Source organism: Bradyrhizobium roseum (assembly GCF_030413175.1).
GTDB classification, from domain to species: domain Bacteria; phylum Pseudomonadota; class Alphaproteobacteria; order Rhizobiales; family Xanthobacteraceae; genus Bradyrhizobium; species Bradyrhizobium roseum.
In genome coordinates this window covers 1,528,459-1,546,695 of record NZ_CP129212.1, presented here as the reverse complement: position 1 = coordinate 1,546,695, position 18,237 = coordinate 1,528,459, and the positions used below count along the sequence as shown (strand labels likewise).

Genomic DNA, 18,237 nt, shown 5'->3' with positions numbered 1-18,237 from the left:
GCGGGGTTTTTGTTTGGGCTACCCTGATCCACGATAAATTCGCGTCCCCCCGGACTGAAACCCGCCCCGCGGGGTTCCGTAGCTGACCGGATTGTCTGTAAACGAGGGGGAAGTCATGAGAAATGTCAGCATGGTTGCCGCTGTTGCGCTCGGATCGGCAACGGGCGCGCTGATCGGCTATTCGGCGCTCGCCGGCGGCGACAAGGTCGCCTTCCCGGAAGGTTTCGAGAAGGGCGCGCTGTACGCCACGGTCGACCGCTACGACAACAAGCAGTATCGCGAGCTCTACGCGACGCCGGCGGCGATCGACGCGGTGCGCAAGGGTCAACCGATCCCAAGCGGAACGGTGCTGACGCTGGTGCAATACAAGGCGCAACTCGATGCTGCCGGCGAGCCGCTCAAGGACGGCAACGGCCGCTTTCAGAAGGGTGACCTCGTCGCCTACACCGTGATGGAAAAGCGCGAGGGCTGGGGCACCGAGTACAAGGACGATATTCGGAACGGCGAGTGGGAATACCAGGCGTTCGGCCCGGACAAGAAGGTCAACGACAAGGCCAACCTGACCGCCTGCTTCACCTGCCACAAGCCCCATGCCGGGCAGGATTTTGTAATTTCGCTGGCGGGCCTGAAAGGCACGTCCGAGGGCGCCATGGCGAAGCCGGCACCCGGCCCCGGCGTGGTTTCGATTTCCGACTTCAAGTTCGGCCTCGAGACCGTCGTCGTCAGCAAGGGCCAGACTATCACCTGGCACAACACCGATTCCTCGCCGCATCAGGTGACGATCACGGGCGCCAAGGCACAGCGCTCCTCGATCGCGCTGAAGGGCCAGACCACGAAGCTCACCCTCGCCGATGCCGGGATCTACGATTACATCTGCGGCCTGCACCCGGCGATGAAGGGCAAGATCGAGGTCAAGGAATAGAAGACCGCGTCAGGTGACCATTTAAGATTGCGAACCCCGCCCGAAATGGCGGGGTTTTTGTCTGGGATTGAACCGCCCGCGCCTATCCGCCGACTGATCAATCGTGCGAACCTCATCGGATCGCATGAGTTGGGGCGTCGTCCATGATCCTGCAATCGCTCGCCGGGCTGCCGGCGTTCCTGGTCTATTTCTGCACGGCAATTGTCGCCGTGGTGGCCTATCTCTTCGTCTATACCCGCGTCACCGCGCATAATGAATTCGACCTGATCCGCGCCAACGAGCCGGCGGCGGCCATCGCTCTCGGCCTGAGCCTGCTCGGCTTCGTGCTGCCGCTGGTCTCGGCCATCGCCCATTCCGCCAATGTCTGGGATTGCCTGATCTGGGCCGCCATCGCGCTGATCGTACAGATCATCGTCTACTTCCTGGTCCGGGTGCCGGTGCCGAAACTGTCGGAGCGGATTGCCGCCGGCGAACTGGCCGCCGCGATCTGGCTCGGGCTCTCATCGCTCGCCGCCGGCGCCCTCAACGCCGCCAGCATGATCTACTGACCATGGCCGACAAATCCAACAACGAGTTCGGCAAGCGCAAGCCGGTGTCGGGACCCGCATCGCCGCGCCCTGCCCCGCCGCCGGCCAAGCGCTCGGGCCACGTCGCGCTGCTGCTGATGGGGACGGTTGCGGTCGGCAGCACCGCCTACGTGCTGATGCCGAGCCGCAGTTGCGAACCGTCGCCGAATCCGGGCGCACCGTCGTACCAGCAAACCAGCACCGAGTGCTCCTCGCGCAGTTCGTCCTCGAGCAGCCACAGCAGCGGCTCTGGCGGCAGTTCGTCGCGCAGCAGCTACTACTCGAGCGATTCGTCCTCGGGCCACTCATCCTCGGGTACTTCCGATTCCGCCTCGCACAGCGCGCAGCGCGGCGGATTCGGTTCGTTCGGGCACGCGGTCGGCTTTTCCGGCGGCTGATTCATGCAGCGCATTCCCTGCCCCGAACGCGATGACTGGCGCGCTACCGCCGAAAGCATGGGCTTCAGTTTTCACACCATCGGTGGCGAGCGCTATTGGGACGAGCAGGCCTACTATGCCTTCACGCTCAACGAGATCGAACGGCGATTCGAGACGCCCACCGCCGAGATCGAAGCGATGTGCCTCGAACTGGTCGGCCGGGCGGTCCGCGACGAAAAATATCTGCGCCGGCTGAAGATACCCGAACAATTCTGGCCGCTGATATCAGAGAGCTGGCGCCGCCGCGATCCCAGTCTCTACGGCCGGCTCGACCTGAGCTACGACGGCTGGAGCCCGGCAAAGCTCCTTGAATACAACGCCGACACGCCGACCTCGCTGTTCGAAGCGGCGGTGTTCCAGTGGACCTGGCTCGAACAGGCGATGGAGCGCGCGATCGTCCCCAAGCGCGGCGATCAGTTCAATTCAATCCATGAACGGCTGATCGAGGCCTGGAAGAAACTTGGCCGCGGCAAGCACCTTCATCTCACGGGGATGACCGACAATGTCGAGGATGGCGGCACGCTCGCCTATCTGCAGGACACGGCGAGCCAGGCTGGACTGCAGACCACGCTGATGCATATCAAGGACATCGGGCTCGCCGGCGATGGCCGCTTCGTCGATCTCGAAGACCGCGCGATCGAGTTCGCCTTCAAGCTCTATCCATGGGAATGGATGTTCCAGGATACGTTCGGCGCAAAGCTCGCGGCTGCGCCGACACGCTGGATCGAGCCGCCCTGGAAGGCGATCCTTTCCAACAAGGGCATCCTACCGCTGCTATGGGAGATGTTTCCAAAACATCCGAATCTGCTGCCGGCCTATTTCGAGGACGATCCGAAGGCGGCTTCGCTCGGCTCCTCCTTCGTGCGCAAGCCGCTTTATTCGCGCGAAGGCGCCAACGTTACGCTGGTCAGCGCCGGCACCACGCTGGTGGAACAGCAAGGGCCCTATGGGGCGGAAGGATATATCCGGCAGGCGCTCGCCCCGCTGCCCAGCAATTCCGATCAGTACGCAGTGATCGGAAGCTGGCTGGTCGATCACACGCCATGCGGCCTGTCGATCCGCGAGGACGAGAACCCGATCACCGGCAACACCTCGCGCTTCCTGCCGCACGCGATCGTGTAGATCGAGCCGCTTGCGGCAAAGATCGCGCTCAGCGCGCCGCGGCAGCGGCCCTCAGCGTTTGCGGCACCAGCGTCGACGCACCCACCCCGGCTCCCACCCGTATCACCGGCGCGATGTTCGGACGATACAGTCCGCGACGCTCCGGATAGGGCTTGAAGGTGTTGGTGATGCCGACCACGGATTCGGCAGCGCCCAGCGCCAGCACACCGTCGGGCTCCAGCATCCGGGACAGCCGCTCGAAGATGTTGACCTTGGCATTCTGGTCAAAATAGATCAGCACGTTGCGGCAGAAGATGATGTCGAACACGCCGAGATGGGAGAAGTCCTGCAGCAGATTCAGCTGACGGTGCTGCACCATGCTGCGGATTTCGGAATTGATCTGCCAGAGTTCACCGATCTGGGTGAAATATTTCACCAGAAGGCCGATCGGCAACCCGCGCTGCACCTCGAACTGGCTGAAGACGCCGGCCTTCGATTTCTCGAGCACCGCCTGCGATAGATCGGTGGCAACGATCTCGGTACGCCAGCCCGACAGCAGGGGCCCGGCTTCCTTCAGACACATCGCGATCGAGTACGGCTCCTGTCCGGTGGAGGAGGCCGCGCACCAGATTCGCAGGGCGCGGCGGGCGGCGCGCGCCTGCGCCAGCGCCGGAAGCACCGCCTCGCGCAGATGGTCGAACGGAATCTTGTCGCGGAAGAAGAATGTCTCATTGGTGGTCATCGCCTCGACCACCTCCGCGGTCAGCGCCTCGGCGCTGCCCTTCATCTTGGCGACGAGTTCGGGAATCCCCGCCAGGCTGGACTTGCGCGCGAGCGGCAGCAGCCGGCTTTCGACCAGATATTGCTTGTCGGCGGAAAGATCGAGGCCGGAGCGCTCTTTCAGAAGCTTACGCAGATACTCATAGTCTGACGGCGTCACGAACGATCTCCCGAAAACAACCGAACCAGTTTTGGCGCGATCTGATTGAGCGGCAGCACGGCCGCGCAAATCCCTGCGTTGGCGGCGGCGCCCGGCATGCCCCAGACCACGCTCGTGGCTTCGTCCTGGGCAATCACGCTACCGCCGGCGGCCACGATTTCCTTGCCGCCGCGCATGCCGTCCGAGCCCATGCCGGTCAGAATCACCGACATGATGCTGCCCTGCCAGACGTCGATGGCGGAATTGAACAGCGGGTCCACCGCCGGCTTGCAGAAATTCACCGGCGGCCCGTCGTCGAGAGCGATTGCGGTTTCGGCGCCATGGCGCACCACGCGCATGTGGCGACCGCCGGGCGCGAGATAGATCCGGCCGGGCTTGACGATCTCGCCATCGACGGCCTCATGCGCCGGACGGCGGCTGGCGCGCGCCAGATGCTCGGCGAGAATAGTGGTGAAGGTCGGCGGCATGTGCTGGGTGATCAGCACCGGGAAACGATCGATCACCGGACCGATGTCGGCAACCAGCGTCATCAGCGCCTGCGGGCCACCGGTCGACGAGCCGATCAGCAGCACGCGCGGCGCCAGGACACCAAAGGGCCGGCGCGCGAGCGGCAGATGCGCGACCGGCACGGCGGCCGGCTGGACCGGCACGGATACTCCCCGTGCCCGCTCTGGGGCCGGCGCAACGGGCGGGCTCGGGGCCGGCGACGTGCGCCGGCGGGCCCTGGCACCCAGATGACGGATCTTCTGAATGAGATCGTGGTGGAAAGTCTCGGCGGCAGTCGCCTCGCGCGTGCTTTCCGGCTTCGGGATGTAGTCGGATGCGCCGAGCGATAGCGCCTTGAAGCTGATCTCCGCATTGCGGCGGGTCAGCGTCGACGCCATGATGATGACGAGGTCGCGCTTTTTCGCCAGCAATTGCGGCAGCGCCGAAATCCCGTCCAGTTCCGGCATTTCGATATCGAGCACGGCAACGTCGGGTTTGACGCGGTCAAGCTGGTTGACGGCGTCGAGACCGGTACGGAGGGAGGCCGAGACCTCCATGTCGGGCTCGGCATCGATCCAGCGCGAGATCATCCCGCGGATCACGACGGAGTCGTCGACCACCATGACGCGCAGCTTGTCTTGCCGTGTCGAGGCTGGCGGCGGCGACTTCGTTAACGCAACACTCATTCGTTCACCCGACCCGACTCAAGCGGCACACCTACAAGACAACGCCGAAGGCCGTTGAGCCACCGGGATCACCTGCGCGATATCAGAGCAGGCCGACTTCCTGGAACTTCGCTGCGACGATGTCCTTGTCGAACGGCTTCATGATGTACTCGTTGGCGCCGGCATGCAGCGCGCGCGCGATGTGCGCGACGTCGTTCTCGGTGGTGCAGAACACCACCTTGGGCGCGTCCCCGCCGGGCATGCGGCGCAGATTGCCAAGGAATTCGTAGCCGTCCATGACCGGCATGTTCCAGTCGAGCAGAACCGCCTCGGGCATGGCGCGCTTGCAGACTTCAAGCGCCTTTTGGCCGTCCTCGGCTTCCACGATCTGAAAGTCGAGGCCTTCGAGGATGCGGCGCGCGACTTTCCTGATGACGCTCGAGTCATCGACAACCAGACATGTTCTCATTTCAGGTCTCCAATTGCACCAGATCCCAAGCGGGATGTTTTCGTTCCAGGTTCGATCTTACGCCGCCATCAGGTCCGGCACGATTTCGAGCACGCGGTCGACGTCGAGGATGACCATGAGCTGGCCGTCGAGACGGTGAACGCCTCCGGCGAGCTTGGCCATGCGGGGATCGAGATTGACGGGGTTTTCCTCGCGGCCGTCGTCGGGCAACCGCAGCACCTCGCCGATCTGGTCAATCAGCAGGCCATAGGACTCGCCACGCAGATCGACGCCGACCGCCATCGGCGGCTTGCCATCGTCGTTCTTCGGCAGACCAAGCCGGGCGCGCATGTCGACGACGGTGACGATGCGACCGCGCAGATTGAGCACGCCGGCGATCTCGGCCGACGACAGCGGCACCCGCGTCAGCCGCTCCGGCATGAACACGTCCTGCACCCGCGAGATCGGCAGGCCGAACAATTGCCCGCCGATCATGGCGGTGACGTATTCGGCCACGCTGCCCTCGATGGTCTCGGTCTTCGTTGTTGTCATGTGATGCTACCCTTATGCCGTGGCCAAGCTCGCTTATGCCGCTTCCCTGGTTTCGGCGGTCTGTTCCTTCAGCGCCGCGATCAGGCCGGGACGGTCGAACTTGGCGACAAAATCGTGGAAGCCGGCCTGCCGGCCGCGCTCGATCGCCGCCGGCGACACCAGCGAGGACAACGCGATGATCGGCATCTTGCTCAGATTGTGGTCGGTGCGAATGGTCTCGGCGAACTCGAAGCCGTTCATGTCGGGCATCTCGATGTCGGTCAGCACCACGTCGAAGGTGTGGTTCGAGCGCAGCGCAGCAAGGCCCTCCTGCGCGTTGACGGCCGTCCGCACCTTGTAGCCGGCGGCCTTCAGCACCGGCGCCAGCATGTTGCGGAAGAACGCCGAGTCGTCGACCAGCAGCACCGATTGCGCCGTCGACGAGGCCCGCATCTCCTTGCGCGAGAACCAGTCCGCGAACGCCATCGGCAGGAAGTGGCCGACGTCGATCACTTCTGTGGCCTGGCCCTTGATCACGGCCGAACCCAGAATGCCGTCGGCCTGGCCGGCGACCTCGATGTGCAGCCGCTCCTCGACGATGTCGATGATCTCGTCGACCACCAGCCCCATCGAACGACCGTCATCGGCGAACACCAGGATCGGCTGCGAGCCCTGGGTCTGGATGGTGACCCCGGCGATCTGCACCAGCGGCATCAGCTGGTCGCGGTACTGCACCATGTGGCGGCCGTTGCTGAGTTCGATCTTGTCGGCGGCGACCTCTTCCAACCGGGTGACGAGACCGAGCGGCACCGCCTTGGGCTGGTTCGAACCGGCGCGGAACACCAGCAGCGAGGTGAGCTGTTCGCCGCCGATCGCATGCGCGGCGGAGGCGTCATCGGCCAGCTCATGGGCCGAGGAGCCGGAGGCGCCGAGCGCTTTCGCAATGCCGTTGGGATCGATGATCATGATCACGGCGCCATCGCCCAGAATGGTGTTGCCGGAGAACATGTCGATGTGCCGCAGCTTCGTGGACATCGGCTTGACCACGATTTCCTCGGTGTGGAACACGCCGTCCACCACGATGCCGAAAGTCTGGCTGCCGACCTGCGTCACCACGATGAAACCGTTCTCGGGATCGCTGGAAGAACCATCGTCGATCTTCAAGAGCTTCTTCAGGTGCATCAGCGGCAGCAGCTTGTTGCGCAGGCGCAATACGGCGGTGTCCTTGATGCGCTCGATGCGGTGTTCGGAGTTGGCGCGGGCCCGCACCAGTTCGACCACGGAGAGCTGCGGGATCGCAAAGCGGTCGCCGGCGGCTTCCACGATCAGCGCCGAGACGATGGCGAGCGTCAGCGGGATCTTGATGGTGACGGATGACCCCTCGCCGGCCACCGACTTGATGTCGATGGTGCCGCCGATCTGGTCGATATTGGTGCGCACCACGTCCATGCCGACGCCGCGGCCGGAGACCGAGGTGACGGTGGCGGCGGTGGAGAAGCCCGGCGCGAAGATGAACTTGTGGATCTGCGCCTCGGTCATCTTCTCCAGTTCAGCCTCGCTGACGAGACCGTTCTGGAGGGCCTTGGCCTTGATCCGCTCGGTGTTGAGGCCGCGGCCGTTGTCGGCGATGCAGATGATGATGTGTCCGCCCTCGTGATAGGCGGACAGGCGGATGGTGCCCTGCTCGCCCTTGCCGGAGGCCAGCCGCTCGGCCGGGGTTTCCAGGCCGTGGTCGGCAGAGTTGCGCACCATGTGCGTCAGGGGATCCTTGATCAGGTCGAGCACCTGCCGATCGAGTTCGGTGTCGGCGCCGTGCATCTCGAGCTCGATCTGCTTGCCGAGTTCGCCGGAGAGGTCGCGGACGATGCGCGGCAGCTTCTGCCAGGCATTGCCGATCGGCTGCATGCGCGTCTTCATGACGCCTTCCTGCAACTCGGCGGTGACGTTGGAGAGCCGCTGCAGCGGCACCTTGAACTCGGTGTCCTCGTTGCGGCGGGAGATTTCCAGCAGCTGGTTGCGCGTCAGCACCAGCTCGGACACCATGGTCATCAGGTGTTCGAGCGTGTCGACGTTGACGCGGATCGACTGGTTCGCAATCTTGTCGGCTTCCTGCACATCGGCATCGGCGGCGGCGGCGCGCTTGACCGGCTTGGTCTTCGCATCCGGCTTGGCGGCGGGCGCCGCCGGCTTGGCACTTTCCGGCTCGGGCTGTTTGGCGACGGGCGCCGGCGCAGGTTTGGGCGCGGGAGCCGGAGCGGCTTCGGTCTCGGTTTCGCGGAAGGCGCGTTCGAGGTCGTCGAGCGAGACTTCGCCCGGACGCAGCGGGCGTTCCAGAACCTGGTCCACCAGCGTGCCCTTGGCGACTTCCGGCGTAGCAACGGGCTGCACCGGCGGAGCGGCGACGACGGGGACCGGCGCGGCAACCGGCTCGGCTTCCTCATGGTGGCCGCCTTCGGCCATCTCGTGCAGCTTCTCGATCAGGTCTTCGTCGGTCCCCTCGGGCTCGGTCTCGGTGGCTTCGAGGCCGGCGAGGATTTCCTTGATGCGGTCGATGCTCGACAGGATCAGCGTCACGGCTTCGGCCTTGACCGGCATGCCGTCGCGGAATTTACCCATCAGCGTCTCGCCGGCATGCGCCAGCGCTTCCAGCCGCGGCAGTCCCAGGAAGCCGCAGGTGCCCTTGATGGTGTGGACCAGGCGGAAGATGTTATCCAGAATCTTCGCGTCGCTCGGGTCCTGCTCGAACCGCACCAGCTGATTGTCCACCGTATCCAGGCTCTCGCTGGTCTCGGTCAGGAATTCCCGCAACAAGTCATCCATGAAACTGGCCTTCGCACGCAGTGGCACGCGACATCGACGCGCCTTACGGAACGAAGCCAGCTTCTATGCAAACCGTTTAATATTGGTTGCGCAAATGGAAAAGAACGGGATCAACAAAGAGATAAAGGGCGAAAATGGATTTTGCCGCCTGTTTTCAACCAATTGTTAACCATATCTACGCGCTGCCGCGCCGCTATGCCGCGGTAACCACTATCTTTTCTCCGTCGGGCGCCAGCGTCACGGTAAGCCCGCAGGCCTGCGCCAACAGCCGCGTATAGTAAGGCTGTACCGCGTGCGCATCGACGGAGGCCGTCGAGCTCACGCTCAGGAGATCGGCGATGTTCTGCGGCACGCGGGCATTGAGGCCGGCCGACGTCACGCGGAAACTCATCGCCTCGCCGTCGCCGATCGGATCGATCGTCAGCGTGCCGCCGCGCGGGATGGTTTGCTGCGCGATGATCAGCATGTTCAACAGCAGCTTGACGCGGTTCTTCGGCAGCAGCAGGCGCGGCAGGTTCCAGGTAATGGTGATCTTGCCGTCCTCGATGTGGCCGCGCGCCATGTTCTGAGCGTCGCCAAGATCGATCTGCGCACCCGCCGAGCCCGCGGCGCCGAACGCGAGGCGGCAGAACTGCAACCTGGCGGAAGCGGTCTTGGCGCTCTTGCGGATCAGATCGAGCGCGAAATCGCGGTCTTCAGGCTTCGGGTTGTCGTCAAGGACCTCAAGCCCATTGACGATCGCGCCAACCGGGCTGATGAGATCGTGACAGACGCGCGAACACAACAGCGCCGCGAGTTCGAGGGCATCGGGAGCCGGACCGGGAGACGAAGTGCCAGACATCATGGGTTCCTGGAAAGCCGCCGAGATCGCAATGGCTGGCGGCAGTTACGAATCATGCGTGCTTATCGGTTTGATACACTGCGCAGCCCCCTGCTGCCAGCACGGGGCGGCAATGGTAAGGCAGGACGAACAGCAAATAGGCCAAGCCCATGAATGAGGCACGTCCAGGCGACCGCGCCGCCGCACTGATCGACCCGCTGACCGAGATCGTGATCAGGGCCGGCGCCGCCATCCTTGCCGTCGACCGCTCCGCCATGAAGGTCGATGGCAAGACCGATGGATCGCCGGTCACGGAGGCCGATCTGACGGCCGACCGGATCATCGCGGAAGGCCTTGCAACGGTTGCCCCCGACATACCTTCGCTGTCGGAAGAGCGCGCCGCGCAGACCCCCCTGCCCTATACGGAAAGCTTCTTCCTGATCGACCCGCTGGACGGGACCAAGGAGTTCGTCGCCGGCCGCGATGAATTCACCGTCAATCTGGCGCTGGTGACCGAGGGCGCGCCGCTGCTCGGCATCGTCAGCGCGCCGGCGCTCGGCCTGATCTGGCGCGGCATTGTCGGGCGCGGCGCGGAACGGTTGACGCTCGGCACGGGTAAACCGCAGATCGAGCCGATCCGCACCCGAACCTGCCCACCGCGCGGTCAGCCATGGATGGTGGCTGTCAGCCGTCTGCACGGCGACGCTAGGACCGAGGCCTTCATCGCGGCTAGACCCGGCGCGGTCCGCCGCGAACTCGGCTCGGCGGTGAAATTCGGCCGGGTGGCCGAGGGAGCGGTCGATATCTACCCGCGGCTGTCGCCCACGTCGGAATGGGACGTGGCTGCCGGCCATGCGGTCGTCACCGCCGCCGGCGGCAGGATCACGGATTCGAGCGGCGCGGCACTGGTTTTTGGTTCCGGACGCAACGGCTTCCTGGTTCCGGAATTCATCGCCTGGGGCGATCCGAAAGCGATTTAGATTTAAGAGGGTCGGTTGCCTGCAAGCTACTGCGCCAATCCCCGCTCCAGGGCCGGCCAACGCTCGGTGGCCTCCTTCAGGAAACGGGCCGGCTCGGCGGCGAACGCATCGCGGTTGTCCTCGCGGCCGAACAGATAGAGCCGCTGGGCCACGACCAGCCAGAACCGCGGATTGCCCGCATAAGTTACCCCCCGCCCCAGATCGACCGGATCGTAGCCGCCGAACTGCGGCCCATAGATTTCAGGATGCGCCACGAAGGAGGCGCGGTTTCCATGATTGCGGAAGCGCCAGACGGCTCCGGCCTCGCGGGCCTCGAAATCGGGCGACCCCTGGGCCGCGATGGAATCCGTGAAGTAGGCGACGGGATCGAAACCCTCGATGGCCAGGCCGGAATAGCGGTTCACCACGACCCGCTCGGTGGTCGCAGCCCACACGGCAGAATCGAGGCAGAGCGCGAGAAAAAAGCCTGCCAATAAGCCAAAAACGGCTATTCCGGGGCACCAGCCGTATCTTTCCTGCCGTTGTACCGTCATAGTTGGTGCCGATAACATTGCGAGTCGAGGGGACACTGGGCGCAACCTAGAGCCATGCTTGTTGGCGTCAGGTTAAGGCGGCGGCCAGAATTCGATGCCAGGGGTTCTTTCATGACGTTTGCTTCACGCCTTGCCGCGGTGACGTTTGCCGCGCTGATGTGCTGGACCGTGCCGGCCTCGGCGCAGCAGCCGTCGCCGGGCTATCCGGCGCAGCAGCCGCCACCGGGTTACCCGGCCCAACCGCCGGCGTATCCCGTCCAGCCGGCGCCGCCGCCTGGGGCCTATCCGCCGCCGCAGCGCCCGGCAGGCCCGGACACCTTCGAACCCGGCGAACTGGTTTCGGCCGGGCACAAATTCTTCGGCAACGTCTCGCGCGGCCTTGCCTCCATCATCGAGCGCGCGGTCAGCCAATGGGGTCTGCCCAACGGCTATGTGCTCGGCGAGGAAGGCTCGGGCGCTTTCGTAGCAGGCCTGCGGTATGGCGAAGGCACGCTCTACACCAAGAACGCCGGAGATCTGCGGGTCTACTGGCAGGGACCGTCAGTCGGCTTCGACTGGGGCGGCGACGGCGCGCGCACCATGACGCTGGTCTATAACCTGCCTGCCACCAACGCGATCTATCAGCGCTTCGTCGGCATCGACGGATCCGCCTACATCGTCGGCGGCTTCGGCATGACCGCGCTGACCTCCAACAACATCGTGCTGGTCCCGATCCGCTCCGGCATCGGGCTGCGACTCGGCGCCAATGTCGGCTATCTCAAATATACCCCGCGCGCGACCTGGAACCCGTTCTGAACTCCTGTTGCCGGATACCAGCGCGCAACACTTCCCGCCCCGATTCAGGTTAACGCGGCAATGGGCTGGCGTAAGCCTGATCGGGCGTGGCATTGTGATTAACGAATCCTCATCTCGTGCGGAGTGACCAATCATGATCGAACCGATCATGTACCTGGCGATCGGTTTTCTGGTCTCCATGCTGTTCGGTCTGATGATCGTGCCGCTGGTGCATAACCGCGCGGTGCGGCTGACGACGCGGCGGCTCGAGGCGGCCACCCCGCTGTCGATGGCCGAGATCCAGGCCGACAAGGACCAGTTGCGCGCGGAATTCGCGATGTCGGCGCGACGGCTCGAAATGAACGTCGAGCAGCTCAGGAACAAGACCACCAGCCAGCTCGCCGAACTCGGCAAGAAGAGCGATGCGATCAACCGCATGAAGATCGAACTCGGCGAAAAGAACGCCACGATCTTTTCGCTGGAGGCGCGCGAGAAGGCGGTGAAGGAGCAACTGCGCGCCACCGAGGAGGAATTTGCCGCCAAGACCGAACTGCTGCGCAACGCGGAAGCGGCGCTGACCGACAAGCAGAGCGAACTCGCCCGCATCAATCAGGAACTGAACGATCGCGCGATGACGGCGGACAGCCGGCAAGTCGAGCTGGTCGCGGTGCGCACGCAGATCGAGGAATTGAAGGGCCGCGTCGGCGACGCCGAAAAGGAATTTTCGACGACGCAGGCTCGCCTCGCCCAGGAGCGCGCCGATTCCGAGCGCGCGACGCAGGAACTGACGGAGGCGCGCAGCCGCGTCGAAAACCTGAGCCAGCGCGTCACCGATCTCGACCGGCAATTGATCGTCCAGGTCAAGGAAGCCGAGATGCTCGGCAGCCGCGTCAACGACCTCGAGGCGCGGCTGGCGACGCAAGGCAAGATCCTCGCCGAGCGCGAATACGAAAACAATCAGCTCAGGCAGACCAACGAAAAGGCCGAACGCGCGGTGCGCGAACTGCACGCGGAGTTGACGGCGACGAACGGCGGCAAAGCGCCGATCGTCGAGAAATTGCGCGCCGAGAAGGCCGCCGTCGAGGAGCAGCTTCGCATCGCCCGCGACGAGCGTGCCAAACTGCAGCGCGACATCAACGCGATCCAGCAGCAGGCCGAAAGCTCCTGGCAGACCGAGCGGATGGAAAACGCGCTGCTGCGCGAGCGCATCAACGACATTGCCGCCGAGGTCGCCAAGCTGGCGATGCAGCTCGAAGGCCCGAATTCCGCGATCGAGGCCATGCTGGCCGCGGAACCGGCCGTGCCAAAGACCCCGGCCAAGCCCGCCAACGACATTGCCGGCGCGCCGATTCCCGAAGGCGGCGGGACGCTCGCCGAACGCATCCGCGCGCTTCAGTCGCACGCCTCGCGGGCCCGACAGCAAGGGGCGTGATTCCGGCCCTTATCGCTTGACACTGACGGCCTGCACTTCGTAAATCGCGGGCTCTGACGGCCGCATTGTTCGCCGTTCCCGGACGCATAGCTCAGCGGGAGAGCGTTCCCTTCACACGGGAGAGGTCCAAGGTTCGATCCCTTGTGCGTCCACCATTCATCCCGCTAACGGACAATCATCGACGTCAAGCGCCCGGTTGGGCTCTTCCGACGGTCCAAAATCAAAATCCGCGGAACAACCCCATGCACAGTAGCCATCAAGTGCCGATGTAGAGACCGGCGTTCTCCGAAACGACCTTGAAACGTCGGGCAAATCAGGCGCATGATGTCATCATCGGGCCGAGCGTGGTCTCGTCATGCCCTTGGCCAGAAGGCCTCGCACCACTTCGTCAGCCCAGCTGACCCAACGAATGCTTCTCTAGAGCCAGCGCGATCCTCTCCAGGGCGGCGTTCCTGTGCTGCATGTCGGCAATCTGTTGTTCGCAAACCTCCACCATTGTCCGCCCGGACCACCGTCCGCGCGCACGCACGCTTGTTCGGCTCCAAAGCCAGCCAATCACAGCCAGCAACACAATGGTAACGAACCACAATAGGACCCGTCCCTGGCCAAAGTCCGCGATCGCGCGGCGGAAATCGCCCTTGGAGAGATATGCCATGGCGCGACTGCTATGGGCCTCGCTATCTTTTGGATCAAGCGCGATGATCTGATCGTAGTCGGCGATGGCGCGGTCGACGTCACCCTTCGCTTGATAAGCGGAGCCGCGGTTGTAATAGGCGTCCCTGTATCGCGGATAGAGCGTGATCGCCTGACCGCAGTCGGCGATGGCGCGATCAAGGTCACCCTTTTCCCGGTATACGAGGCAGCGGTTGTAATAGGCGAGCGCATATTTCGGGTCGAGTGCGATCGCCCGGTCGTAGTCGGCGATGGCGCGGTCGAGATCCCCTTGGGCATGGTAGGCGCTGCCGCGGGCCGTGAGGGCGACATCGTTGTTTGCATTGAGCTGGATGCTGTCGGAATAATCCGCAATGGCACGGTCGTTGTCACCTTTGGCTTGATAGGCGTAGCCGCGCTCGCCGTATCCGATCCGCTTTCCATAGTCCGACAGGCCGCCTTCGAACGCCCGGTTCACATCCGCTATCGCCCGGTCGTAGTCACGCCGTTGGTTGTAGATATGCGAGCGGTTGAGCAGGGAGCTGACAGCTTTCGGTTCAAGCCGGATCGCGTCAGTGTAGTCCTTGAAGGCGAGGTCAACGCGATCGGCACGGCTTGTCCATGACCAGGAGTAGCCGCGGGTATGATACAGGTTGGACAGGTCGCCGTCTTCGTAGACTCCGCTTTCAATCGCGCGTGTACAGGCGACGATGGCCGCGGCAGCGGTTTCCTTGGATCCGTTCAAACACTCCTGCCGATCGTCGGCTGCCGCTGGCCGGCTGACGGCAGCCAACACCAAGGCAATCAGCCAGACAGGCGCGGAAACCCCAGAGCGCATTCTCTTCTCCCCGCGATGCGCCAGTTCGAGCTAACCGGCAGACGGCTTTTCAAGCGCTGCCGCGATCCTCTCCAGCAATGCGTTCGTGCGTTGGGCTTCCACGACCTGCTGCTCGAAGAGGTCGACCCAACTCGCCCCGGATGACGTGCGCCCATTCCTGCGCGAAAACCATATCCAAACGCCCACCAGCGCCAGAAAGGGCAACCAGGAAACAATCAGACTCACCAACCAGTACGGCGCACCGCCGCGTGGCGTGAGCGAAAACCAGCCGACAAGAACGCCGACGAGAACAATCCACAAAACAACGGGCAGAAACCAAGAGCGAAGCTTGGTCATTGCAGGCACGGCATTTTCCCTGGTTGGCCTCAGAAATCGCATACTATCATTGGTTGATCGACCTTTCCATGCCCTCCCCTCTGCAGCCGTTGCAACTTGGTTAGCCGTTTCTTTGCGAGGCGGATCATCCACCATGGTGACAAGCGCAACCAGAGCCGGGACATCAGGAAAGCAGTGGAGATCGCGGAGAAATTGGAAGACTAGGATGAAAGTCAACAAACTTAAAAAATTCGATGCTGCCGAACACCTCCGTACCCCGGAGGCTCGCGCGAAGTGTCTGAGTATCGTTCTCGCCGACGGCGACCCTGCCGAGGTCCGTGATGCCCTCAATGTTGTTGCCAGAGCCGAGGTATCAGCGAGGTCTCAAAGCCGCCGGGGTGACTGGGGAGGGTCTTTACAAGACGCTGGGAGCGGGCGGCAATCCGGAGTTCGCGACCATCATGCGGATCATCGGAGCTTTGGGAATCCGCCTTCCGGCACGGGCGACTGATGCCAAGCGGAAGAAAACGCGCCGTGTCGTAAAGAGAGCTTGCGTCGCTGGAGCAATTTCGGAAGCATGGGTTCGCCCGCTACTGCTCAAGCCCACGATCCCGACGCGAGACAAGCCGCCAGGTTGCTGCAATCGTCGACAGCGCCAAGCGCAGCGCCAGGACAACGAGCGTGATCTGAAGCCAGATCAATCCACCGATTTCCCGGAAGACGAATTCCATCCGTGGCCCCCAAGGCGGAGGTACGGCATCGCCGAGAGCTTCGATGCCGCGCTGCATGAGACGTTGCGCGCCCGTCAGCAACTCCGGCTTCTGATAGAAGGCGGCGACCACCAGCGTCCATGCCAGGATCACGGTGAGCGTTCGAAAAGAATGGACTTTTAGATGGTAGCGGAATCCGGGGCGGTCGCGGTCGCGCAGATGTGCCATCGATGGAGCCGTTTGCCCGAGAGGATGAAGCTAGGAACGTGTCGATCTCACCGGAGTTCCGGCGGCCAATGATCGTATCGGAACTCGATGGCACGCAAGGCATTGATCAGCTTTGCGAGGAGAAAGCCAATGACAAAGAATGATGCGCCGCTGAAGCCCGACGATTTCCCGGTTCGCTCCGACAAGAACAAGATCCTGACGACGAGCGGCCGGCCGGTCGCATTGGCCAAGGATGAAAAGACGGCTGACGAAGTGGCAAAGCGACTGAATGCCGATGAGCATCGGCAGGAAGAAGACCGCTGGTCCGCCTGATCGCGTTCACCGATCCGGCGCGGATCAGCCGCCGGCGGCTTGCAGCGTCGATATCGCAACCCGACTGCCGGCGTTGTTGCGATCTGCTGCACGCGAATGAATGCACTGCAATATAGGATTGAGGTGTTGACACACCTCTCGCGACACGATGCTATGCTGAAATATTTCGTAAAAGAGTAGGTAGCGTCATGAAGTATGCGTTCTTCGGCAGGCTATTGCCGCTCGTTGCCGTCACAGCTTTTTCTCTCGCCCCCCTCCCCGCCTCCGCAGCCGTCTACGATCAGTTCGTTGTCTTTGGCGACAGCCTTTCGGACAGCGGCAACAACACCATCGTGATCGGCAGCAATCCCGGACAGGTCATCACGGGCAACACCTATGTGCCGAGCCAGACTTACGGCTCCGGCGTCTACAGCAACGGGCCGGTGTGGGCGACGAACGCCGCCGCCCAGCTTGGCGTGCCGCTCACGCCTTCGCTGGCCGGCGGGACCAACTATGCCTATGGCGGCGCGACCACGGGACCGGCCGGCAGTGGCTTTCCGTTCAGCCTGCTGACCCAGGCCAACCAGTATCTGGCCGTCAACAGCGTCTCCGCCAATGCGCTCTACGTGATCGCCGGCGGCGGCAATGATGCCCGGGCGGCGCTCAACACGATCGCCGGGTGCGCGGGAGTTTGCCTGGGGCCGACCGTGGCGCAAACGGCGCTCGACTATGCCGCCAATGTCGGCGCCATCGTCGATGCGCTTCAGGCCGGCGGCGCGCAGCACATCGTTGTCTGGAACACGCCCAATCTCGGGCTGGCGCCCGCCGTCGCGGCGGCCGGCGCTTCCGGCCTCGGCACGCTTATCGCTTCAAGCATGAACGCGGCCCTCGCCGCAGAACTGGCGGGCGAGCCGGGCGTCAAGACATTCGACATCTTTGGCCTGGGCACGGCGATCGCCGGCAATCCGGGCGCCTTTGGCTTCACCAACGTAACCGACGCCTGCGGGGCCATCATTGCCGCAAACTGCAGCACCTACGCCTATTGGGACGGTATTCATCCGACGGCCGCGGCGCACGCCGTGATCGCCGACGCCTTCCTCGCGACCGCCGTTCCCGAGACCTCCACCTGGATCATGCTGATCGTGGGTTTTGGCTGCGTCGGTTTCGCGGCCCATCGCCGCCGTCAGCAACCGGCCGCGCTGCGCGCAGCCTGATCAATCGTAGCCACGATCAACCTGCGGAGACCGCCTTCGGGCGGTCTTTTTGCATGGTGCGGGATCAGATCCCGAACAGCCAGATCGCCACGATGGTGCCTAGCGTCGCGAGGCCGCTGATGGTCCATCCGGTTGCATAGGATATTTCGTCGTCGCCGGCGCCGCGCATCGCGTCGGGGCCGGTGCTTGCTGACCGCCACTGCATGGCATTGCTCCAAAAGCCTGCCCGCAGGGATAATGCCGGACCGGGTTCCCGGTTCCGATCAATGCAAGCGGCCCCATCAGCACGGGCCGCCGCACGCATCACGCAAAGGAAAGCCGACGAGCATCGGCCGGCGCAACTTCATTTTCGTCGCCGACGATGATGGTCACTTTCCATCCCTCGCTGGCCCAAACGCGCGCCTTGGCCACCGCCACCAGCATGCTGCTGCGGTCCATCCTGACGGTCTCGTTTCTGCGCTCCGCCACGATTCGATACGCCATGCCACATCCCCTACGCACGTGGAACTATCTGGGAACGATGTTCGGCTACCGC

General features: G+C 63.7%; 21 protein-coding genes, 1 tRNA gene and 1 pseudogene. 11 read left to right on the top strand and 12 right to left on the bottom strand.

Annotated features, from left to right (window positions below):
• The first annotated feature begins 115 nt into the window (after positions 1 to 115).
• The 4 genes from QUH67_RS07255 (at position 116) to QUH67_RS07240 (ending at position 3,047) form a co-directional block, all read left to right on the top strand.
• On the top strand, positions 116 to 922 hold the full coding sequence (locus QUH67_RS07255; RefSeq protein WP_300945997.1) for a cytochrome P460 family protein: 807 nt from the start codon (positions 116 to 118) through the stop codon (positions 920 to 922).
• Positions 923 to 1,065: 143 nt separating this feature from the next.
• Positions 1,066 to 1,470 carry a DUF350 domain-containing protein gene (locus tag QUH67_RS07250; protein WP_300945996.1) on the top strand — a complete coding sequence of 135 codons (405 nt, stop codon included), beginning with the start codon at positions 1,066 to 1,068 and terminating at the stop codon, positions 1,468 to 1,470.
• A 2-nt stretch (positions 1,471 to 1,472) separates the two neighbouring features.
• Positions 1,473 to 1,886: a hypothetical protein gene (locus QUH67_RS07245; protein ID WP_300945995.1), complete on the top strand. Its 414-nt coding sequence runs from the start codon at positions 1,473 to 1,475 to the stop codon at positions 1,884 to 1,886.
• 3 nt (positions 1,887 to 1,889) lie between these two features.
• Positions 1,890 to 3,047: a glutathionylspermidine synthase family protein gene (locus QUH67_RS07240; protein ID WP_300945994.1), complete on the top strand. Its 1,158-nt coding sequence runs from the start codon at positions 1,890 to 1,892 to the stop codon at positions 3,045 to 3,047.
• Between the two features lie 28 nt (positions 3,048 to 3,075).
• On the opposite strand, the gene QUH67_RS07235 is transcribed toward QUH67_RS07240, so the two are convergent.
• From QUH67_RS07235 to chpT, 6 genes are all read right to left on the bottom strand, one after another.
• Positions 3,076 to 3,966 (bottom strand): CheR family methyltransferase, encoded by an 891-nt coding sequence (locus tag QUH67_RS07235; protein WP_300945993.1) that lies wholly within the window; start codon positions 3,964 to 3,966, stop codon positions 3,076 to 3,078.
• The gene (locus QUH67_RS07230; protein WP_300945992.1) at positions 3,963 to 5,138 is read right to left on the bottom strand and encodes a protein-glutamate methylesterase/protein-glutamine glutaminase; all 1,176 of its coding nucleotides are present in this window, start codon (positions 5,136 to 5,138) and stop codon (positions 3,963 to 3,965) included. Before QUH67_RS07230 ends, QUH67_RS07235 begins: the two co-directional genes overlap by 4 nt.
• 82 nt (positions 5,139 to 5,220) lie before the next feature.
• The gene (locus QUH67_RS07225; RefSeq protein ID WP_300945991.1) at positions 5,221 to 5,586 is read right to left on the bottom strand and encodes a response regulator; all 366 of its coding nucleotides are present in this window, start codon (positions 5,584 to 5,586) and stop codon (positions 5,221 to 5,223) included.
• A 57-nt stretch (positions 5,587 to 5,643) separates the two neighbouring features.
• Positions 5,644 to 6,117 carry a chemotaxis protein CheW gene (locus QUH67_RS07220; protein WP_300945990.1) on the bottom strand — a complete coding sequence of 158 codons (474 nt, stop codon included), beginning with the start codon at positions 6,115 to 6,117 and terminating at the stop codon, positions 5,644 to 5,646.
• Between the two features lie 33 nt (positions 6,118 to 6,150).
• A complete protein-coding gene (locus QUH67_RS07215) occupies positions 6,151 to 8,916 on the bottom strand; it encodes a hybrid sensor histidine kinase/response regulator (protein ID WP_300945989.1) in 2,766 nt (921 codons plus the stop codon).
• 193 nt (positions 8,917 to 9,109) lie between these two features.
• On the bottom strand, positions 9,110 to 9,757 hold the full coding sequence (gene chpT / locus QUH67_RS07210) for a histidine phosphotransferase ChpT (protein ID WP_300945988.1): 648 nt from the start codon (positions 9,755 to 9,757) through the stop codon (positions 9,110 to 9,112).
• Between the two features lie 149 nt (positions 9,758 to 9,906).
• Between chpT and QUH67_RS07205 the strand changes: the two genes are divergently transcribed.
• On the top strand, positions 9,907 to 10,716 hold the full coding sequence (locus QUH67_RS07205; protein WP_300945987.1) for a 3'(2'),5'-bisphosphate nucleotidase CysQ family protein: 810 nt from the start codon (positions 9,907 to 9,909) through the stop codon (positions 10,714 to 10,716).
• A gap of 26 nt (positions 10,717 to 10,742) precedes the next feature.
• Here the strand turns inward: QUH67_RS07205 and QUH67_RS07200 are convergent, their stop codons facing one another.
• Entirely contained in the window at positions 10,743 to 11,249 is a 507-nt protein-coding gene (locus tag QUH67_RS07200) for a YHS domain-containing (seleno)protein (protein ID WP_300945986.1), read from the bottom strand.
• Between the two features lie 111 nt (positions 11,250 to 11,360).
• On the opposite strand from QUH67_RS07200, the gene QUH67_RS07195 reads away from it, so the two are divergent.
• From QUH67_RS07195 to QUH67_RS07185, 3 genes are all read left to right on the top strand, one after another.
• A complete protein-coding gene (locus QUH67_RS07195) occupies positions 11,361 to 12,044 on the top strand; it encodes a DUF1134 domain-containing protein (RefSeq protein WP_300945985.1) in 684 nt (227 codons plus the stop codon).
• Positions 12,045 to 12,177: 133 nt separating this feature from the next.
• The gene (locus QUH67_RS07190) at positions 12,178 to 13,455 is read left to right on the top strand and encodes a coiled-coil domain-containing protein (protein ID WP_300945984.1); all 1,278 of its coding nucleotides are present in this window, start codon (positions 12,178 to 12,180) and stop codon (positions 13,453 to 13,455) included.
• An 80-nt stretch (positions 13,456 to 13,535) separates the two neighbouring features.
• Positions 13,536 to 13,610: transfer RNA gene (locus tag QUH67_RS07185), tRNA-Val, on the top strand.
• Between the two features lie 233 nt (positions 13,611 to 13,843).
• Here QUH67_RS07185 and QUH67_RS07180 read toward each other — a convergent pair.
• Positions 13,844 to 14,944 (bottom strand): tetratricopeptide repeat protein, encoded by a 1,101-nt coding sequence (locus tag QUH67_RS07180; protein ID WP_300945983.1) that lies wholly within the window; start codon positions 14,942 to 14,944, stop codon positions 13,844 to 13,846.
• 30 nt (positions 14,945 to 14,974) lie between these two features.
• Positions 14,975 to 15,289 (bottom strand): hypothetical protein, encoded by a 315-nt coding sequence (locus tag QUH67_RS07175; protein WP_300945982.1) that lies wholly within the window; start codon positions 15,287 to 15,289, stop codon positions 14,975 to 14,977.
• A 311-nt stretch (positions 15,290 to 15,600) separates the two neighbouring features.
• Here QUH67_RS07175 and QUH67_RS34920 point away from each other — a divergent pair.
• Positions 15,601 to 15,705, top strand: a pseudogene (locus QUH67_RS34920) (hypothetical protein); the annotation flags it as partial.
• 144 nt (positions 15,706 to 15,849) lie between these two features.
• On the opposite strand, the gene QUH67_RS07170 reads toward QUH67_RS34920, so the two are convergent.
• Complete coding sequence (locus tag QUH67_RS07170; RefSeq protein ID WP_300945981.1) at positions 15,850 to 16,197, bottom strand: hypothetical protein; 348 nt, start codon at positions 16,195 to 16,197, stop codon at positions 15,850 to 15,852.
• A gap of 129 nt (positions 16,198 to 16,326) precedes the next feature.
• Between QUH67_RS07170 and QUH67_RS07165 the strand changes: the two genes are divergently transcribed.
• Both QUH67_RS07165 and QUH67_RS07160 read left to right on the top strand, forming a co-directional pair.
• Positions 16,327 to 16,509 carry a hypothetical protein gene (locus tag QUH67_RS07165; RefSeq protein ID WP_300945980.1) on the top strand — a complete coding sequence of 61 codons (183 nt, stop codon included), beginning with the start codon at positions 16,327 to 16,329 and terminating at the stop codon, positions 16,507 to 16,509.
• A gap of 188 nt (positions 16,510 to 16,697) precedes the next feature.
• Complete coding sequence (locus QUH67_RS07160) at positions 16,698 to 17,702, top strand: SGNH/GDSL hydrolase family protein (RefSeq protein WP_300945979.1); 1,005 nt, start codon at positions 16,698 to 16,700, stop codon at positions 17,700 to 17,702.
• 64 nt (positions 17,703 to 17,766) lie between these two features.
• Here the strand turns inward: QUH67_RS07160 and QUH67_RS07155 are convergent, their stop codons facing one another.
• Together QUH67_RS07155 and QUH67_RS07150 are read right to left on the bottom strand one after the other, a co-directional pair.
• Complete coding sequence (locus tag QUH67_RS07155; RefSeq protein WP_300945978.1) at positions 17,767 to 17,907, bottom strand: hypothetical protein; 141 nt, start codon at positions 17,905 to 17,907, stop codon at positions 17,767 to 17,769.
• A 98-nt stretch (positions 17,908 to 18,005) separates the two neighbouring features.
• Positions 18,006 to 18,185 (bottom strand): hypothetical protein, encoded by a 180-nt coding sequence (locus QUH67_RS07150; RefSeq protein ID WP_300945977.1) that lies wholly within the window; start codon positions 18,183 to 18,185, stop codon positions 18,006 to 18,008.
• Positions 18,186 to 18,237: the final 52 nt, after the last annotated feature.

Excerpts from the sequence above, each read along its gene's own strand:
- QUH67_RS07255 (WP_300945997.1), top strand. The coding sequence starts at position 116 with ATGAGAAATGTCAGCATGGTTGCCGCTGTTGCGCTCGGATCGGCAACG.
- QUH67_RS07250 (WP_300945996.1), top strand. The coding sequence starts at position 1,066 with ATGATCCTGCAATCGCTCGCCGGGCTGCCGGCGTTCCTGGTCTATTTC.
- QUH67_RS07245 (WP_300945995.1), top strand. The coding sequence starts at position 1,473 with ATGGCCGACAAATCCAACAACGAGTTCGGCAAGCGCAAGCCGGTGTCG.
- QUH67_RS07240 (WP_300945994.1), top strand. The coding sequence starts at position 1,890 with ATGCAGCGCATTCCCTGCCCCGAACGCGATGACTGGCGCGCTACCGCC.
- QUH67_RS07230 (WP_300945992.1), bottom strand. The coding sequence starts at position 5,138 with ATGAGTGTTGCGTTAACGAAGTCGCCGCCGCCAGCCTCGACACGGCAA.
- QUH67_RS07225 (WP_300945991.1), bottom strand. The coding sequence starts at position 5,586 with ATGAGAACATGTCTGGTTGTCGATGACTCGAGCGTCATCAGGAAAGTC.
- QUH67_RS07220 (WP_300945990.1), bottom strand. The coding sequence starts at position 6,117 with ATGACAACAACGAAGACCGAGACCATCGAGGGCAGCGTGGCCGAATAC.
- QUH67_RS07215 (WP_300945989.1), bottom strand. The coding sequence starts at position 8,916 with ATGGATGACTTGTTGCGGGAATTCCTGACCGAGACCAGCGAGAGCCTG.
- chpT (WP_300945988.1), bottom strand. The coding sequence starts at position 9,757 with ATGTCTGGCACTTCGTCTCCCGGTCCGGCTCCCGATGCCCTCGAACTC.
- QUH67_RS07205 (WP_300945987.1), top strand. The coding sequence starts at position 9,907 with ATGAATGAGGCACGTCCAGGCGACCGCGCCGCCGCACTGATCGACCCG.
- QUH67_RS07200 (WP_300945986.1), bottom strand. The coding sequence starts at position 11,249 with ATGACGGTACAACGGCAGGAAAGATACGGCTGGTGCCCCGGAATAGCC.
- QUH67_RS07195 (WP_300945985.1), top strand. The coding sequence starts at position 11,361 with ATGACGTTTGCTTCACGCCTTGCCGCGGTGACGTTTGCCGCGCTGATG.
- QUH67_RS07190 (WP_300945984.1), top strand. The coding sequence starts at position 12,178 with ATGATCGAACCGATCATGTACCTGGCGATCGGTTTTCTGGTCTCCATG.
- QUH67_RS07180 (WP_300945983.1), bottom strand. The coding sequence starts at position 14,944 with ATGCGCTCTGGGGTTTCCGCGCCTGTCTGGCTGATTGCCTTGGTGTTG.
- QUH67_RS07170 (WP_300945981.1), bottom strand. The coding sequence starts at position 16,197 with ATGGCACATCTGCGCGACCGCGACCGCCCCGGATTCCGCTACCATCTA.
- QUH67_RS07165 (WP_300945980.1), top strand. The coding sequence starts at position 16,327 with ATGACAAAGAATGATGCGCCGCTGAAGCCCGACGATTTCCCGGTTCGC.
- QUH67_RS07160 (WP_300945979.1), top strand. The coding sequence starts at position 16,698 with ATGAAGTATGCGTTCTTCGGCAGGCTATTGCCGCTCGTTGCCGTCACA.
- QUH67_RS07155 (WP_300945978.1), bottom strand. The coding sequence starts at position 17,907 with ATGCAGTGGCGGTCAGCAAGCACCGGCCCCGACGCGATGCGCGGCGCC.
- QUH67_RS07150 (WP_300945977.1), bottom strand. The coding sequence starts at position 18,185 with ATGGCGTATCGAATCGTGGCGGAGCGCAGAAACGAGACCGTCAGGATG.